The organism is Dyella nitratireducens (assembly GCF_014642835.1).
Lineage (GTDB): Bacteria > Pseudomonadota > Gammaproteobacteria > Xanthomonadales > Rhodanobacteraceae > Dyella_B > Dyella_B nitratireducens.
On the sequence record NZ_BMJA01000003.1, the window covers coordinates 1 to 15,671 of the forward strand.

At 58.7% G+C, this 15,671-nt stretch carries 15 protein-coding genes; 7 read left to right on the plus strand and 8 right to left on the minus strand.

The features are described from left to right. Window positions 1-773: 773 nt before the first annotated feature. The 3 genes from IEX75_RS16515 to IEX75_RS16525 all read right to left on the minus strand — a co-directional run bounded on the left by IEX75_RS16515 (window position 774) and on the right by IEX75_RS16525 (window position 2,436). On the minus strand, window positions 774-1,448 hold the full coding sequence (locus tag IEX75_RS16515; RefSeq protein WP_188795792.1) for a hypothetical protein: 675 nt from the start codon (window positions 1,446-1,448) through the stop codon (window positions 774-776). 96 nt (window positions 1,449-1,544) lie between these two features. Beyond that, window positions 1,545-1,982: a VOC family protein gene (locus tag IEX75_RS16520; RefSeq protein WP_188795794.1), complete on the minus strand. Its 438-nt coding sequence runs from the start codon at window positions 1,980-1,982 to the stop codon at window positions 1,545-1,547. A gap of 121 nt (window positions 1,983-2,103) precedes the next feature. Further along, window positions 2,104-2,436, minus strand: coding sequence for a high-potential iron-sulfur protein (locus tag IEX75_RS16525; RefSeq protein WP_188795796.1), 333 nt, complete (start codon window positions 2,434-2,436; stop codon window positions 2,104-2,106). Window positions 2,437-2,592: 156 nt separating this feature from the next. On the opposite strand from IEX75_RS16525, the gene IEX75_RS16530 reads away from it, so the two are divergent. Next, window positions 2,593-3,978, plus strand: a complete 1,386-nt coding sequence (locus IEX75_RS16530; RefSeq protein WP_229720905.1) for a cytochrome C — start codon at window positions 2,593-2,595, stop codon at window positions 3,976-3,978. Window positions 3,979-4,099: 121 nt separating this feature from the next. Here the strand turns inward: IEX75_RS16530 and IEX75_RS16535 are convergent, their stop codons facing one another. Next, window positions 4,100-4,513: a hypothetical protein gene (locus tag IEX75_RS16535; RefSeq protein WP_188795797.1), complete on the minus strand. Its 414-nt coding sequence runs from the start codon at window positions 4,511-4,513 to the stop codon at window positions 4,100-4,102. Window positions 4,514-4,571: 58 nt separating this feature from the next. Here IEX75_RS16535 and IEX75_RS16540 point away from each other — a divergent pair, with 58 nt between their 5' ends. Both IEX75_RS16540 and IEX75_RS16545 read left to right on the plus strand, forming a co-directional pair. Continuing rightward, entirely contained in the window at window positions 4,572-6,959 is a 2,388-nt protein-coding gene (locus tag IEX75_RS16540) for a phosphoketolase family protein (RefSeq protein ID WP_188795798.1), read from the plus strand. Window positions 6,960-7,300: 341 nt separating this feature from the next. Next, on the plus strand, window positions 7,301-7,738 hold the full coding sequence (locus tag IEX75_RS16545; protein WP_188795799.1) for a universal stress protein: 438 nt from the start codon (window positions 7,301-7,303) through the stop codon (window positions 7,736-7,738). A gap of 436 nt (window positions 7,739-8,174) precedes the next feature. Here the strand turns inward: IEX75_RS16545 and IEX75_RS16550 are convergent, their stop codons facing one another. Both IEX75_RS16550 and IEX75_RS16555 read right to left on the minus strand, forming a co-directional pair. Next, window positions 8,175-8,429 carry a hypothetical protein gene (locus IEX75_RS16550; RefSeq protein ID WP_188795800.1) on the minus strand — a complete coding sequence of 85 codons (255 nt, stop codon included), beginning with the start codon at window positions 8,427-8,429 and terminating at the stop codon, window positions 8,175-8,177. Between the two features lie 13 nt (window positions 8,430-8,442). Beyond that, window positions 8,443-9,795 (minus strand): acetate/propionate family kinase, encoded by a 1,353-nt coding sequence (locus tag IEX75_RS16555; RefSeq protein WP_229720906.1) that lies wholly within the window; start codon window positions 9,793-9,795, stop codon window positions 8,443-8,445. 65 nt (window positions 9,796-9,860) lie between these two features. On the opposite strand from IEX75_RS16555, the gene IEX75_RS16560 reads away from it, so the two are divergent. Beyond that, entirely contained in the window at window positions 9,861-10,616 is a 756-nt protein-coding gene (locus IEX75_RS16560) for a response regulator (protein ID WP_188795801.1), read from the plus strand. A gap of 5 nt (window positions 10,617-10,621) precedes the next feature. Then, entirely contained in the window at window positions 10,622-12,643 is a 2,022-nt protein-coding gene (locus IEX75_RS16565; protein ID WP_188795802.1) for a PAS domain S-box protein, read from the plus strand. 15 nt (window positions 12,644-12,658) lie between these two features. On the opposite strand, the gene IEX75_RS16570 is transcribed toward IEX75_RS16565, so the two are convergent. Together IEX75_RS16570 and IEX75_RS16575 are read right to left on the minus strand one after the other, a co-directional pair. Next, window positions 12,659-13,387: a Crp/Fnr family transcriptional regulator gene (locus tag IEX75_RS16570; protein ID WP_188795803.1), complete on the minus strand. Its 729-nt coding sequence runs from the start codon at window positions 13,385-13,387 to the stop codon at window positions 12,659-12,661. 47 nt (window positions 13,388-13,434) lie between these two features. Then, window positions 13,435-13,575 carry a hypothetical protein gene (locus IEX75_RS16575; protein ID WP_188795805.1) on the minus strand — a complete coding sequence of 47 codons (141 nt, stop codon included), beginning with the start codon at window positions 13,573-13,575 and terminating at the stop codon, window positions 13,435-13,437. Window positions 13,576-13,769: 194 nt separating this feature from the next. Here IEX75_RS16575 and IEX75_RS16580 point away from each other — a divergent pair, with 194 nt between their 5' ends. Both IEX75_RS16580 and IEX75_RS16585 read left to right on the plus strand, forming a co-directional pair. After that, the gene (locus IEX75_RS16580; protein WP_188795807.1) at window positions 13,770-14,345 is read left to right on the plus strand and encodes a GNAT family N-acetyltransferase; all 576 of its coding nucleotides are present in this window, start codon (window positions 13,770-13,772) and stop codon (window positions 14,343-14,345) included. Between the two features lie 17 nt (window positions 14,346-14,362). Further along, window positions 14,363-15,247 carry a universal stress protein gene (locus IEX75_RS16585; protein ID WP_188795809.1) on the plus strand — a complete coding sequence of 295 codons (885 nt, stop codon included), beginning with the start codon at window positions 14,363-14,365 and terminating at the stop codon, window positions 15,245-15,247. The last annotated feature ends 424 nt before the right edge of the window (window positions 15,248-15,671 follow it).

Here is a 15,671-nt window from a genome sequence, read left to right on the forward strand (position 1 = left end):
GATGATCTGTTCCTCGGTAAAACGCTTCTTCACGTCCAATCTCCTTCCGTTGCGGGATTGGACTCCAAATCCTTGCGCTACTCAAAACCGGGGGGACGTCGCAATTGGAGTAGATGATTACCTGAGGGACGATTTCTTGTTGGTCGACAGTTGATTAAAAGAAACGAACTTTATTGAGATTGAGTTAGAGGAGGGGCAAATGTGATCAATTCGGCCCCCTCAAAACACCGATCGTGCTCGACGAACCAAACTGTTGAGAAGAAACAATTCCCTACAAGACCAACCACCAAGGACAAAACCTACAACCGCAAGAGCCAAGAGCAGGATGTCCCGGTCTGTCCACAGGGTCGGTGGTGCAATGAGCATGGCCATCCCAACGAAGGTCAGTAGACACGTTGCCATGATCATCAAGATACTTGCCTTTATCACATGCATCGATATGTCTCCTTTATCCGTCACTAAGACGTTGTCAACGCCTCGCCCCCTACCCCCACGCGAAGTTACCTGTCTATTGACTGGCGTTTGACATTGAACAAAGAAGTGCACGCGCCGGAGTGACCGGTAATTGGCCGATAAAGACAGGCTCAAGTCCGGGGGAGTTTCGTAGTACCTCACCGTCATTCCGGCGAAGGCCGGAATCCATGTAGAGTCTGGCCATGGACCGGCGATTACCTTGCACCGCGCACTGATATAGATGGATTCCGGCCTTCGCCGGAATGACGACAAGGCACGATTGAAGACTATGTTGAGAACAAGTTCCTCAACGAATCACTCTATTTGGGCGGCGTCAGCGCATCGAGCTTCCGTTCGCAAGACGCGATAAGTGCAGGATCAGCATCGTTTCGATGCAAGGCAATGAATTGCTGGAGCGCCTGCCGGTACTGCTCAAGAAAGACCTTATTATCCGGGCTAAATGCGAGCTCAGCTTCAGCCTTCGAGACAGCCTGAAAATCTTCATCCATCTTCAATTTCTTCCCGTATTCCGATTGATCACTGAGGATGACGGCATTACGGGGAAAGCCGGGGATGTATTTGACCACGAAGAGCTCACCTTCCGGCGGTATCAAGATCTCATTGCGGATCGGATAGATGCTGGCGGTCATGGTGTCAAACGCAAACGGTACGTCCTGCCCATCTGCCGTTTTCAGTACGGCATCGTAGTCCCAAATGTATTGGTCATTGAGCGTGGATGAGGTCTGTTCCGCATGGACGATAACCGCCGTTCCAATCACTCCGTTCGCGTTGAGAAACAGCGCATTGACGATGTGCCCGAGAAAGACATTCGCGATGGCCAGGAGCAACCCAATGACGGCCAACCCAGACCATATGGCCTTCTTTCGAAGAAAGGACAGGCCAATACCCATGACCGAGAAAGACAAGCTAATGACAAGGAGTGACCAAAGGGGATGTTGCGAGAGAAAGTATGAGATTGCAGAGAGGATTGGCATAACCGGAGACCGTTGATACCCATCGATGCCGTGGAAGATTTGATAAAAGGGGTGAGAAAGTCGAATACTGGCGCACCACGTTTGTAGTGCCGGCGCTCAGCTGAGCTCCTGGGCGAGTCCGATGAGTAGCCCTTCAGGCCCGCGAATGTAGCAAAGCCGATACGCGTCTTTATAACGCACGACTTCGCCGACGAGCTGCGCGCCACGCTTGAGGAGCTTCTCGAGCGTCTCGTCGATATCGTCCACGGCGAACATCACGCGTAGATAGCCCAGGGCATTCACCGGGGCGTTCCGGTGATCCGCGACGGTGGGCGGCGTGAGAAAGCGGGAGAGCTCGAGCCGGCTGTGACCATCGGGGGTACGCATCATGGCAATCTCGACGCATTGATCGCCCAATCCGGTGACGCGTCCGGCCCACTCTCCTTCGATCGTGGCCCGCCCTTCGAGCTCGAGGCCGAGCTCGCGAAAGAAATCAATCGCCGCTGCGATGTCAGCGACGACGATTCCTACATTGTCCATCCGTTTAAGCCCCATGTTTCGAATCTATAAGATGTTGTCTGTTCTGACAACGGAGCGCGGGGCACTCACGAATGGATTCGTCGATGATCTTCAATTCAGGCAAGACAGCTAGCGCAGGGTGAGATAAGCACCCAACTCACCCCTTCTTCGGCGTATACGACGAGCACCAACCTTTCGCGTTGACGGCCTTGCCCGGGAATAGCTGGCAAGTGCCATAACCCGCATCGGGGCCGTGATAGAACTGGCAATTGGCGCAAATGCTCCCCGCCTTATACAGCGCATGCTTGGATGAAGTCGCATCGTCGACGTAATTCATCACCTTGGCGGTAGGGTCTGCATCGGTGAGATGAGGCAGTTCGCCGGCTCGCGCGAATAGGGACACCCCACCAGCGCAGGCGCTGCCCATGCTGACCACCATGAGCTGCAGGAAGCGGCGGCGCGATTCGGTTGGTTCTTTAGACTGTGACATGGTCGCTCCTTGTGCGAATGGCTCGGTGATCAATCTAGCCACCGACCGCACCATTCGTTTGATTCAGATCAAACGGAACATTCTCCATGTGCGCAAACTTTCCCCCAGCTCCGGTTGGAGCTTCAACACAACGGTCAATAGCGAAGGGGAAAGAACATGGCTGGTGAAACGGCATGCGTGCGCATACGGAAAAAACGCCTCCCCTATGACTCTTTGACCTTTGTCTTGGGTTTCCTGGTACTGCTGCTCTCCCCTATCACCGGCCATGCCGTGCCGGCATTCGCACGCCAGACGCACCAGCCATGCACGGCTTGCCATATCGGCGGGTTTGGGCCACAGCTCACGCCGTTCGGGCGCCAGTTCAAGCTGATGGGTTATACGCTCTCGGTGGGCAGCGACGCCAAGGTGCCGCTGTCGGCGATGGTGGTCGAAACGTATACGCATACCGCCAAGGCACAAACCTCACCGCCAGCGAACAACTTCAGCACCAATGACAATGTCGAGCTGCAGCAGGCATCCATCTTCGTCGCTGGTCGGCTCGCCGATAATCTTGGCATTCTTGCGCAGGGCACTTATTCGCAGAACGGTGGCCTGTTGGGATGGGATAACAGTGACTTGCGGTATGCAAGATCATTCAAGGTTGCGGGGCATCCGGCGATATGGGGTCTGTCGCTCAACAACAATCCCAGCGTCACGGATGTCTTCAATACGGCGCCAGCCTGGCAGTTTCCGTATATGTCATCAGACCTGGCACCAGGCGCGCCGGCTGCACCCATCTTGATGGGTGGTCTTGCCCAGCAAGTGGTAGGCCTGAACGCCTACACCCAGTTCAATAACGCGCTTTATCTGGAAACGGGCGCGTATCGCTCGCTGTCGCCGGCTTTTCTGCGTGACGTCAATGCTGATTTCACAGGACGCCTGGCCGGTGTTTCGCCTTACGCGCGCTTGGCATATACCTGGAACCTGCCCAATGGCAATGTGGAACTCGGCGGCTTCGTGTTCGAAACGGCGCGTGGGCAAGTGGGCGTCAGTGCACAGGGTAAGCCGGTTGCCATGGCTGGCCCCACCGATAAGTTTCATGATTACGGTGTCGATGCCAGTTACCAGCTTTTGAACGGCAGTAGTCACATTATTACGGTCAATGCGCTGTATTTGACCGAGCAGCAAAGGCTGGATGCCACCTACCCGTCGGGTGGTTCCTCCAATCTGCACGACAACCTGCATGCCCTCAACGCCAATGCAAGCTATTGGTACAAGAACACTTGGGGCGTCACCCTGGGGGCGTTTGCCAACGATGGCAGCAAGGATGTGATCCTCTACGGCAATAACGGTAGCCCCAATACCCATGGCGGCATCGTCGAATTGAACTGGAATCCATTCGGCCAGGCCGATTCCTGGGCGCAGCCATACGTCAATGTGCGCTTTGGCCTGCAGTACACCTGGTATACCCGCTTCAACGGGCTGGTCTACAACGTGGATGGCGCAGGGCGGCGCGCGTCGGATAACAACACGCTTTATTTCTACACGTGGTTGGCGTTCTGAGTGGCTTGCGACCGAATCACTCCCTCGGATTCAGGGTGGCCTGACCTCCATGGCATCTCAGGCCGGCCATTGCCGAGTCTTGACGGGATCGGCCAGCCATCATCGACGGCGGCAGAAAGCGCTAAGGATGCTTCGGTGCGCTGCCGGCGGAACACCAGATGGTTTTCCAGGACTGGACGTTACCTTGCTGCACGTGGATCTGCGCCGCCTTGCCGGCGCTGACGCGGTACTCCGCCATCTGATGGGCATGTGCGATGGCGGAGGCCCGATCTTCGTGCACGGCCAGGCAATGGGACGTCGGCCGCGCGCAAATCAGCCACTGGTCCCGTTCGATCGATGCGTAGCGGAACATAACAATATAAAAATCAACCGCCTCATCAATCGGCGCCATAGGACAAACCTTCACCAGCACAACATCGAAGTGTTCGCACCGACCAGGCGCGATCTTGATTTGGGTCAATAAGGCACAGGAAAACATTACACCGGCTGCCCGCACAGGGACGCCGAAAACGACCATCGGCTTGATGCACATCAAGCCCCTCTTCTCCTCGCGGCGTAGAAATACCAACAGATTCAGCCGCGGAACACTTCCCATGCAAAGTCCACTCTCGCCCGAACAACTGCAGCGGATGGATGCGTACTGGCGCGCATCCAATTACCTGTCGGTCGGCCAGATTTACCTGCGTAACAATCCCTTGCTGGAAAAGCCGTTGGAGCGTGCGCACATCAAGCCGCGCCTGCTGGGGCATTGGGGCACCAGCCCCGGCCTGAACATGCTGTACGTGCATCTCAATCGGTTGATCAAACAGCACGACCTCAACATGCTGTTCATGACGGGTCCCGGCCATGGCGGTCCCGCGTTGATCGCACAGACCTATCTGGAAGGTTCGTACACCGAGCGCTATCCGGCGATTGAGCGCAATCGCCATGGCATGGAACGTCTATTCCGGCAATTCTCGTGGCCATACGGCGTGCCTAGCCACGTCGCCCCGGAAACACCCGGATCCATTCACGAAGGCGGCGAGCTGGGCTACTCGCTGGCACATGCATACGGTGCGGTCTTCGATAATCCCGACCTCATCGTAGCCTGCGTGGTCGGTGACGGTGAAGCAGAAACCGGTGCACTGGCCACCAGCTGGCATTCCAACAAGTTCCTCAACCCGGCGCGCGATGGCGTGGTGTTGCCGATCCTGCATTTGAACGGCTTCAAGATCGCCAACCCTACCCTGCTCTCGCGTATCAGCCGGGAAGAACTGATCGACCTGTTCCATGGCTACGGTTACGAACCATGGTTTGTCAAAGGCAACGATCCTTCGATCGTGCACCAGCTTCTTGCTGCAGCGCTCGACGGCATTCTCGCCAGCATTCGTGCCATCCAGCATGCGGCGCGCGAAGGCAAAGACACCACGCGGCCGCGTTGGCCAATGCTGATATTCCAGACACCCAAAGGCTGGACCGGGCCGAGACACGTCGACGGCGTGCAAGTGGAAGGCACGTGGCGTGCACATCAGGTACCGCTGGCGCAGTTCGACAAACCCGAACACGTGGCGCAGCTCGAAGCCTGGATGAAAAGCTACAAGCCCGAGCAGCTGTTCGACGAAAACGGCCAGTTCCGCGACGAATTCGCCGCACTGGCTCCTACCGGCCATCGCCGCATGGGCTCCAACCCGCATGCGAATGGCGGCGAGCTGTTGAAGCCGCTGGTCATGCCGCATTTTCGCGATCATGCCGTGGCCGTATTACAGCCAGGGGCGGTGGAAGCAGAAGCCACGCGCGTGCTGGGCACGTTCCTGCGTGAGGTGATGCGGCTCAATCTGGATCAACAGAATTTCCGGCTGTTCGGTCCGGACGAAACAGCCTCCAATCGCCTGGAGGCAGTCTATGACGTATCCGGCAAAACCTGGTTGGCCGGCATCGAGGCCAACGATGACCACCTGAGCGTCGATGGTCGCGTGATGGAAGTGCTTAGCGAACATCTGTGCGAAGGCTGGCTGGAGGGCTATCTGCTCAGCGGCCGGCATGGTTTCTTCTCATGCTATGAAGCCTTCATCCACATCGTCGACTCGATGTTCAACCAGCATGCGAAATGGCTGAAAGTAAGCCGTCACATCCCCTGGCGTGCGCCGGTCGCGTCGCTCAATTACCTGCTTACTTCGCACGTGTGGCGACAGGACCACAACGGTTTCTCACATCAGGATCCTGGCTTCATCGATATCGTGGCGAACAAGAAAGCGGAGGTGGTGCGTATTTATCTGCCACCGGATGCCAATTGCCTGCTCTCGGTGGCGGATCACTGCCTGCGCAGCCGTCACTACGTCAACCTGATCGTCGCGGGCAAGCAGCCGTCGTGGCAATGGCTGGATATCGAGGCCGCCGCCCGGCATTGCGAGGCCGGTGCCGGCATCTGGGAATGGGCCAGCAACGATGATGGCGATCCGGATGTGGTGATGGCCTGCGCGGGTGATGTGCCGACGGTTGAATGCCTGGCCGCCGTAACGCTGCTGCGCGGCTACCTGCCTGACATCCGCATTCGCGTCGTGAACGTCGTGGATCTGATGGTGCTGCAACCACAGTCCGAGCATCCGCACGGTTTGTCCGATCGCGATTTCAACGCGACATTCACCTCAGGCAAGCCAGTGATTTTCGCCTTCCATGGTTACCCATCGTTGATTCACAAGCTGACCTATCGCCGCAGTGGTTCCGATCGCATCCACGTACGCGGCTACAAGGACGAAGGCACGACGACCACGCCGTTCGACATGGTGGTGCTCAACAACCTGGATCGCTATCAACTGGCACTCGACGCCATCATGCGTATTCCGCGATTCAACAAGCATGTCGGCCATGCCATCGAGCGCTACTGGTCGATCATGGAACGGCACAAGCTGTATATCAGCGAACATGGCGAGGACATGCCGGAGGTGCAGTCCTGGCGTTGGCCTGCGCACGGCCAGGCCGGCAAGCAGGCTATTCGCATTTAATGGATATTCCGCAAGCATGGCCGATCAACTCTGCTTGATGATCTGAACAAAATCGGCAAGCCAGCCAGGGTCTATTAAATTACCGGGCTGTCATTCCGGCGGGGTAAAAGTGCTGAGTATTGATCGCGAAAAAGTCCATCCTTGAACAGCTCGAAAAACGTGGGGATACCTCAATACCTCAGGATCAGGGGGCGTTATGAACCGTCAAGCACGTGCGCCATTGAAAGCGCGCCTTGTGGCGCTAAACCGTGCGCCATCGAGTTGACATGGCTCAAGACGGCCGTCGTTCGGCCCGGGCACGATCCAGGCACCGGTTTTCTCGATGCCGGCCTGGAGGCCACATGTTCAAGCGCATACTACTTCCGACCGATGGTTCGGAACTGTCATTGAAAGCGATTCGGCTAGGCCTGAACCTGGCCAAGACCTGCAACGCCAGCGTCGTGGCGCTACACGCGGTGCCACCGGTGCAAAGCCTCGCCTACATGGCCGAGATCGTGGCGGACATAGGGTTCGATTACGCCAAGGAAGCCACCCGCTTTGCCGACCGCCATCTGGAAGATATTCGCACCATGGCCGAGCAAGCCGGGGTGCCGTTCGAGCGCCTGCTGTTGTTCGGTTCCCAGCCTTACCAGGCGATTGTGCAGACTGCCACGGACCATCATTGCGATTTGATCGTGATGGCAGCCCATAGCTGGGAAGGGCTCGCGCGTTTGTTGATGGGCAGTGAAACGCATAAGGTGATTTTGAAGTCGCAGGTGCCGGTATTGGTTTGTCACTGAATACCGGCCAGGAGTTCAGGTCAATGTTGTTTCAGAGCGAACCGTCATTCCGGCGAAGGCCCGTTGCTGTCCGGGGAAAATTTTGCTTGTTCTAGCGACATTGCTAAAAGGCTCGTCGTCCCGGCGAAAGCCGGGACCCAGCGACTTGCAGATCGTCAAAGACACTGGGCCCCGGCGTTCGCCGGGGCGACGAATCGCTAGCGTTGAATTGACTGGCAAAAATACAGGCTTCGGTTGAGTTGCAGATGCCTGTCTGGAGCGCGGCAAATTTTCCCCGGACAGCAATGGGCGAAGGCCGGAATCCACGCTTCGTACTGGCGATGGATTCCGGCCTTCGCCGGAATGACCATCGGCTTCGAAACAAACTTCATGCAAACCCAGGACTTCTCCCACATAACGGACAAGAAACGTGGGGATATCAGGGTATCAACCCAACCTACGCTGACGCTGTGTGCACCGAGGTGACATCAGCGCTCTTTTCATCCTGATTCGCCGGCAGCCTATACGGACACGTCATCGCACTCAGCATGGCTTCCGAAAATACCCCACACGCGTTGAGACAGGCATCCGTCCACCACAGCGCAGGTGCCGTAAACCAGCCCCATAAAGCAAATGGCGCAAACGGCGTCTCGGAAGCAAACGCTTCGAACGGGGCGAAGCGGGTATCGAAATCGTAAGGCGACATACTCATGATGCCCTCCTGTTCAAGCCAATGATGGGAACTCCACGTGTTGCGGTGACAATTCCCGTATGAGCTGTGCCGTATGCGCCGCGATCATCGCCTCTTCATCGGTGGCAATGACTAGCACGCGTACGGCGCTGCGCGTTGTGCTGATAAGCGTTTCGTGCCGATCGTTCGCCACCTCGTCGTACTCCACGCCAAGCCAGGCCAGTGCCTGGCACACGTCGGAACGGATGGGTGCGGCGTGCTCACCGATGCCAGCGGAAAACACCAGCGCATCCAGGCCACCCAGCGCGGCAGTCAAGGCGCCGACTTCTTTCACGATGCGATAGACGAACAGATCGATCGCTTCCCGGGCGCGCAGATCCCGGCTTTCCAGCAGCGTGCGCATGTCGTTGCTGATACCGGAAACACCAAGCAGTCCGCAGTCGTGGTACAGCATGTGCTCGACCGCAGCCGCATCGAGTCCGCCCACTTGCTGCAGATACAGCACGGCACCGGCATCGATGCTGCCGCAACGTGTGCCCATCATCAGGCCATCCAGTGCGGTAAAGCTCATGGTGGTATCGATGCTGCGCCCATGGCGCATCGCACACAGGCTGGCGCCGTTGCCTAGGTGCGCCATGATGACGCGCCCTTGCGCCAGCGTTGGCGCCAACGCGCGCAAACGCCCTGCCAGGTATTCATAGGAGATGCCATGGAATCCGTAGCGGCGCATGCCCGCGTCGGTATGGATCTTTGGCAACGGCAACCGCTCTGCCACGGCCGGCATGCCACGATGGAATGCCGTATCGAAACAGGCCACTTGCAACAGATCAGGGCGCAGCTTGCTCACCGCTTTGACGGCGGCGAGATGATGCGGCTGGTGAAGCGGCGCCAGCGGCACCAGCTTTTCCAACTCCGTCAGCACGGCCTGGTCGATGCGCACGGGACGATGAAACGATGGCCCGCCATGCACGATGCGATGCCCGACGGCCACAAGCGCTTCCTGGCCGAGATGGGAAGTGATCCATGCCAGCAGCGTCTGCAGCAGCCGCTCATGAGAAGCCGCTGTATGGCGTTGCCATGTGTAGCTTTCCAGCACCGTCCCGTCCGGTGCACGTGCCGTGAAGCGCGGCGCTTCACCGATACCTTCGATGACACCATGCGAGATCAGTCGCTGCGCAGTGTTGCCCAGTTCGTATAGTGCAAACTTGATGCTCGAGGAACCCGTGTTGAGGGTGAGAATGGCCTTGGGCATGGTCAACTCTCCGCCATGGCTGCTACGACCGTGGAGCAACACTGTCACGGCTTGGACGGTGGCCCGTTGATACAGGTCAAGCAGCGCATGGATTTTCAGATTCGATGGCGAAAAGTCGATGAAATCCAGAATCATGCGCTGATTCCGCCGACCAGCGTATGCTTTATGAAATGGCGGTACCCCATTGAGAGAACGTCCGGATGGCCATCTCCTCGAGCCCAGCTTCGTCGGCAGGTCCACAAGCCCATGTGCTGGTGGTGGACGATGATCCCGATATTGCGCAGATTTTGAGCCGCTATTTCACGGCGCATGGGTTTCGCGTGAGCGTCGCGAGCGATGGCACCTGGTTGCGCCATATCATCGGCACCGAACCTGTCGACATCGTGATGCTCGATCTGGGTCTGCCGGGTGAAGACGGCCTGAGCCTTACGCGTTACCTGCGCGAACATTGGCAAGGACCGGTGATCATCGTCACTGGGCGCGGAGAATCCGTGGACCGCGTGGTCGGCCTTGAACTGGGGGCGGACGACTACGTCACCAAGCCGTTCGATCTGCGCGAGCTGCTGGCGCGCGTGCGCAGCGTATTGCGCCGTTCTTCACCGCCACCTGCGAAGCTGCCTGCCCCGCATGCCGAATCGCGGCGCTTTGTCTTCGACGGTTACGTATTGGATACGCAATCGCACGGCCTGTTGGGTCCTCAAGGCGAAAACATCGCGCTCACCACGGGTGAGTTCGCACTGCTGCAGGTGCTGGTGGAGCATGCCAACAAAGTGCTCAGCCGCGATCAGTTGATGACGCACGTGCATGGACGCGACGCCGGTCCTTATGACCGCTCGATCGACGTGCAGATCGGCCGGCTGCGCCGCAAGATCGAACGTGACCCAGCCAACCCGCAACGCATCAAGTCGATCCGCGGCGCCGGCTATCTGTTCTCCCCCAGCGTGCAGCGCCTGTAACCGCCATGTTCTCCAACCAAGCACCCGACGCCAGCCTGTTCCGCTCGCTGTTCGAAACCGCACCGGACGCCATGATCGTGGTGGACATGCGCGGCGTGATCGTGTTGGCCAATCCGCATGCCGAACGCCTGTTCGGCTATGACAGCGGCATGCTGGCTGGCCTGCCGGTCGAGGCATTGATGCCACCTGCCGTACGGCAGGCGCATATCGCACATCGCACCCATTACATGTCCACGCCGCGTGTGCGTCCCATGGGTGCCGGTTACGAACTGACCGGCGTTCGTGCGGATGGGCAGTCTTTTCCCGTGGAAATCGGGCTAAGCCCGGTCGCCTCTTCGTTCGGCACGCTGTATGCCGCATCGATCCGTGACATCTCCGAAACGCAGCGGGCGCGCCAGGCGCTGGAGCGGGCACGCTTCGACGAGGTGGTGGCGCAGATCAGCCGGCGCCTGCTGGAAGCCAGCAAGCATGACGCACAAGCCATCGGCGAAATCCCGGGCCTGATTGCCGCCACGCTCGACATTCCTGCCGCGGCCATCATGCTGATCGATCCGCACAACGCCGGCCTCCAGGTACCGGCTTCCATCGGCCTGCCCGAGGAAGTGCTGGCCGAGGTGCCGCGCAGCGCCGTCCTCAAGGCGATCGCGAGCAATGCAACGCAGGCAGTCGACGACCAAGCCGCAGCCATCGCCATCTTGCACAAGGCCTGCCCTGCCCTGGCCAACGACTTTACCGAGGCCGGGATGGTGTCATTGCCGGATCGGCGTGGACCGATGGGGCTGCTGCTGGCGCTCTCACATGAGCACGGCATCTTTGATCGGGATCGGCTGCAGTTCCTGCAATCCGTCGCCAATATCCTGGCCGCGTCCATTCAACGTGGGCGCAGCGAAGAACAACTGGCGCACTCGCAACGCCTGGATGCCCTGGGCCAACTCACCGGCGGCATAGCACATGATTTCAACAACCTGCTGACCGTGATTTCGGGCAATCTGCAACTGCTGGAAGCCGATGCACCGGAAGACCCCGCGACACGTGAGACCTTGGAAAGCGCATCACGCGCCGTGGAGCGAGGGGCCGCGCTAACGCGCAAGTTGCTTGCGTTCTCGCGGCGACAACATCTGCTGCCACGCGCCGTGCGCACGGTGCAGTTGCTGGCCGATCTCAGCGACATGCTGGGCCGCACACTCGGCGAGCGCATCATCGTCACCGCCGAATGTGCCAACGAGGTGCCGGCCGTGTATGCCGACCCGGGCGAGTTGGAAGCGGCACTGCTCAATCTGGCCTTGAACGCACGTGACGCCATGCCCCGTGGCGGACGCCTTTCTCTCTCCGCACGTCAGCACCATGTGGCCAACACCGATGCCGATGCCAGGCTGATACCCGGCACGTACGTGATGTTTACCGTGACGGATACAGGTGTAGGCATGCGGCCGGAGATCCTCGCGCATGTGCTCGAACCCTTCTTCACCACCAAAGGTCCCGGCAAAGGCAGCGGCCTTGGGCTGAGCATGGTGTACGGCTTCGTAAAGCAGTCCGGCGGCCACCTGAATATCGAAAGTCATCTCGGTCGCGGCACGCGCGTGGAGCTTTACCTGCCGGTAGCCACTGCAAACGCCCATGAGGAAACCTCGATACCTCCATCACGTGCGGGACACGAAACCGTCCTGGTCGTGGAGGACGAACCAGAAGTACGCCGGGTGGCCATGGCGTTTCTGCGCAAGCTCGGCTATGCACCGCTCGAAGCCGGCGACGTGGAAACGGCGCTTCGGTTGTTGTCGACACACCTCGGCATCGATCTGCTTTTTACAGACATTGTGCTGGGAGGCGACATGACCGGCTTCGAGCTGGCTGCGAAGGCGCGCGAGCAGCACCCCCGCCTGTCGGTATTGTTCACGTCCGGCTACGAGTACGCCTCACTGGATATCGACCCGCATGTATTCGGTACGCTTGAATTGCTACGCAAGCCGTATCGGCGCGAGCAACTTGACCAGGCGATTCGTCGTGTACTGGACCGGGAATCGGCTTGAGCGCCAGCGGTATGCTCAGCTCACCGCCATGCCCGATCCGGCGATGGTGCGCAAACCATCGACATCCAGCACACGAACCTCGCGACGCTGTACGGAAATCACGCTGAGGTCGTTGAGACGCGAGAGCGCGCGGCTGACCGTTTCGTGTTTCAACGCCAGGAAGCTGGCCATGTCGATCCGGCTCATGCGTAGAATGAAATGCTTCGCGCTGTAACCCATGTGCGCATAGCGGGCTGCTACATCAAGCAGGAAGGCAGCGACGCGACGCTCCGCGGCCAATGTACCCAGCATCAGCATCCACGAACGATCGCGGCGCACCTCGGCAGCCAGCGCATGGGTGATGCGGGCCTGAAGCTCAGGCAGTTGCAGGCAGGCGCGCAGCACGGCAGGGTAAGGCAATTCCCAGGCTTCGCTATCTTCCAATGCGATGACGTCGCAGGAGTAGTTCTTCAACCCGATGGATTCAGCGCCAATCAGGTCACCGCGCATGCGGAAACCCGTGACTTGTTCGCGCCCGTCATCGGCCAGCTCGCACGTCTTGTAGGAACCGGCGTGCACCAGATACAAGGCCTCGAAGGCTTGACCGGCACGGTAGACGCCCTGCCCGGCAGCATGCTTGCAGCGGCGCACCGGTACATGCCGGCGTAGCGCCTCGATGTCGAGCTGGCCACCATCGGCAAGGGTTAGCAGCGCATAAGGCTTTGCTGTCGGTGTGGCGTTAACGGCGGACGCTAGCGCGGTCATGATGCTTTCCCCGAAAAGCGCAGTCTCTATCGACTGCAGGGGCGACTCTAGGCGTGGTCTGTAACCGCGGAAGTTCCGTTGAGTAACGGTTTGTAACAGTCTGTAACAACAATCCTGTTGCTGATACCGGCCCGCACGGCTGGATCGTCATCGCGCAGGTTTGCAACATTGATCAGCAGCTCGAACATGGCACGTCACCGTGCATGCGATGGCGTGCGTCAAACATCGTCCACGTCGCGAAATGCCGCATTGATCCTGGTCAAGCGAAAGTTGATTTCGGCCGATTTTCATTCCAGTTGATTACCGTCAAGTCCTCCTTGCCGGCATCCGGCTAAACAGTACACACACTTCCTTGGGCGCCACTCAAAGCGAGGTATTCGCCATGTCTCCCACCATCACCCAAAAACCGTCGACCGCATCCCATGCCGAGGACTTTCCGGCCTTGAAGGGCAACCACTGGATCGAACCCTTGCGCGATGGAACCCGCGTGTTGATCCGCCCTTTATGCGAGAGCGATCGGGCACGTGAAGAAGAGTTCATTCGCCGTCTGTCACCGGAAGCAAAACGTTATCGCTTCCTTGGCAATTTCAAGGAACCCACCAAAGAGCTGATCGATCAACTGATGCATGTCGATGCCACCCACGACATGGCATTTGTCGCCCTCGCGCACGACGACGGCCATTTGCGCGAAGTCGGTATCAGCCGCTATGCAGCCACCACGGACGGCAAGCAATGCGAATGTGCTGTGACGGTGGCGGACGACTGGCGTAACCGCGGACTTGCCGTATTGCTGATGCAGCATCTGATCGGCATGGCGCGCGAAAACAAATTCACGCGCATGTTTTCGATCGATGACAACACCAATGAGCCGATGCGCGAGCTGGCCGCTTTTCTGGGTTTTGCATGCGAATCGAACCCGGGCGATCCAAGGACCGTGATTTATTCCATGGCGCTGTAATGACTGGGAGACATGCCATGCTTACCGAAGAATCCAAGCATGCGGTGACGCCGAAGACGTACGAAGCGCAACCGCCATCCCTGCATTATCGCGACGTACTTGCCTTGGCGACATCCACGGGTCCCTGGAGCCCGGCTTTGCTGGCGGCCATCGAGCTTGCTGCGCTGTGGCGCAGCAACGTAACTGGCTGTTACGTGCCAGGGCATCTGCGTGAACAGCGCGCCCATGAGTCCGAGGCTACGGTGATGAGCCTGCTCACCGACATCGACTACGACTGCGTCGAGGACGCTCACGCTTTCCAGGTTTTTGCTTGCAGCCATGGCGCGCGTTACGCATCGTGGATGGTGACCCGAATGGCCGTCGCCCCTACCCTGCGCAAATTGGGCGCGTGGCACGACGTGGCTGTGCTGGAGCGCGATATGGTCGACGAAACGCGCGTCTTCGATGTGCTTGGAGAGGCGATGCTCGGTTGCCGCATCCCTTGCTTGATACTGCCACCCCATTGGGACAAGGCACTCTCGTTCAAGCGTATCGTGATCGGATGGAATGGAAGCTTCGAAGCCACGCGGGCGCTGCACGGCGCGCTGCCACTGCTTAAGAACGCCGAGGAAGTCACCCTGATCAACGGTGAGATACGCACACCGTACGACAGCCAGGTCAGTGTGGCCGAGCCCGATCCCATCATCTATCTGATGCATCACGGTGTCGCCGCCAAGCCGCATTACATCCGCGTCCCGGCCGACGAGGCCGGCGAGGTTCTGCTGAAAAAAGCAAAGACGGAACACTCGGACCTGTTGGTCATGGGTGGTTACGGGCATTCGCGCATACGCGAACGCGTGCTCGGTGGCGCCACACGGCATGTCATGGCGCACGCCGATATTCCTGTGTTCATGCAGCATTGATCGGAGGGAGATGTCTCTGTTCGTCGTTCCGGCGAAAGTCTCTCATTTTGCTTACTGCTCGTTTTCCCCGTACAGCAGTGGGCGAAAGCCCGTCAGCATCTGAGGTATCCACACGCTTTAGGGTAGCCAAGATCTATTAAATTACCTCGGCGTCATTCCGGCGAAGGCCGGAATCCATGCTTCGCATTCACCATGGATTCCGGCCTTCGCCCATTACTGTCCGGGGAAAATTCGCGAAAGAAATGAGATGCGCTTGGTCGCCGATACGCTCGCGTGAATTCGCACGACAGGAGACTTAAAAAAGTTTGTTCAAGGCGACATCGACTAGCTAGCTGGAAACAGCTCCCTCCCCTGCGTGCAGGGGAGGGCTGGGGTGGGGTGATGCGAGCGAAGCTCGCTTCCAGCTACGCCGGAACAAGCGTCT

Bases quoted from the DNA above. Each gene is read 5' to 3' on its own strand.
- IEX75_RS16580 (WP_188795807.1), top strand. From the start codon at position 13,770: ATGTCTCCCACCATCACCCAAAAACCGTCGACCGCATCCCATGCCGAG.
- IEX75_RS16515 (WP_188795792.1), bottom strand. From the start codon at position 1,448: ATGCCAATCCTCTCTGCAATCTCATACTTTCTCTCGCAACATCCCCTT.
- IEX75_RS16585 (WP_188795809.1), top strand. From the start codon at position 14,363: ATGCTTACCGAAGAATCCAAGCATGCGGTGACGCCGAAGACGTACGAA.
- IEX75_RS16540 (WP_188795798.1), top strand. From the start codon at position 4,572: ATGCAAAGTCCACTCTCGCCCGAACAACTGCAGCGGATGGATGCGTAC.
- IEX75_RS16570 (WP_188795803.1), bottom strand. From the start codon at position 13,387: ATGACCGCGCTAGCGTCCGCCGTTAACGCCACACCGACAGCAAAGCCT.
- IEX75_RS16555 (WP_229720906.1), bottom strand. From the start codon at position 9,795: ATGATTCTGGATTTCATCGACTTTTCGCCATCGAATCTGAAAATCCAT.
- IEX75_RS16545 (WP_188795799.1), top strand. From the start codon at position 7,301: ATGTTCAAGCGCATACTACTTCCGACCGATGGTTCGGAACTGTCATTG.
- IEX75_RS16525 (WP_188795796.1), bottom strand. From the start codon at position 2,436: ATGTCACAGTCTAAAGAACCAACCGAATCGCGCCGCCGCTTCCTGCAG.
- IEX75_RS16520 (WP_188795794.1), bottom strand. From the start codon at position 1,982: ATGGGGCTTAAACGGATGGACAATGTAGGAATCGTCGTCGCTGACATC.
- IEX75_RS16575 (WP_188795805.1), bottom strand. From the start codon at position 13,575: ATGTTCGAGCTGCTGATCAATGTTGCAAACCTGCGCGATGACGATCCA.
- IEX75_RS16560 (WP_188795801.1), top strand. From the start codon at position 9,861: ATGGCCATCTCCTCGAGCCCAGCTTCGTCGGCAGGTCCACAAGCCCAT.
- IEX75_RS16550 (WP_188795800.1), bottom strand. From the start codon at position 8,429: ATGAGTATGTCGCCTTACGATTTCGATACCCGCTTCGCCCCGTTCGAA.
- IEX75_RS16565 (WP_188795802.1), top strand. From the start codon at position 10,622: ATGTTCTCCAACCAAGCACCCGACGCCAGCCTGTTCCGCTCGCTGTTC.
- IEX75_RS16530 (WP_229720905.1), top strand. From the start codon at position 2,593: ATGGCTGGTGAAACGGCATGCGTGCGCATACGGAAAAAACGCCTCCCC.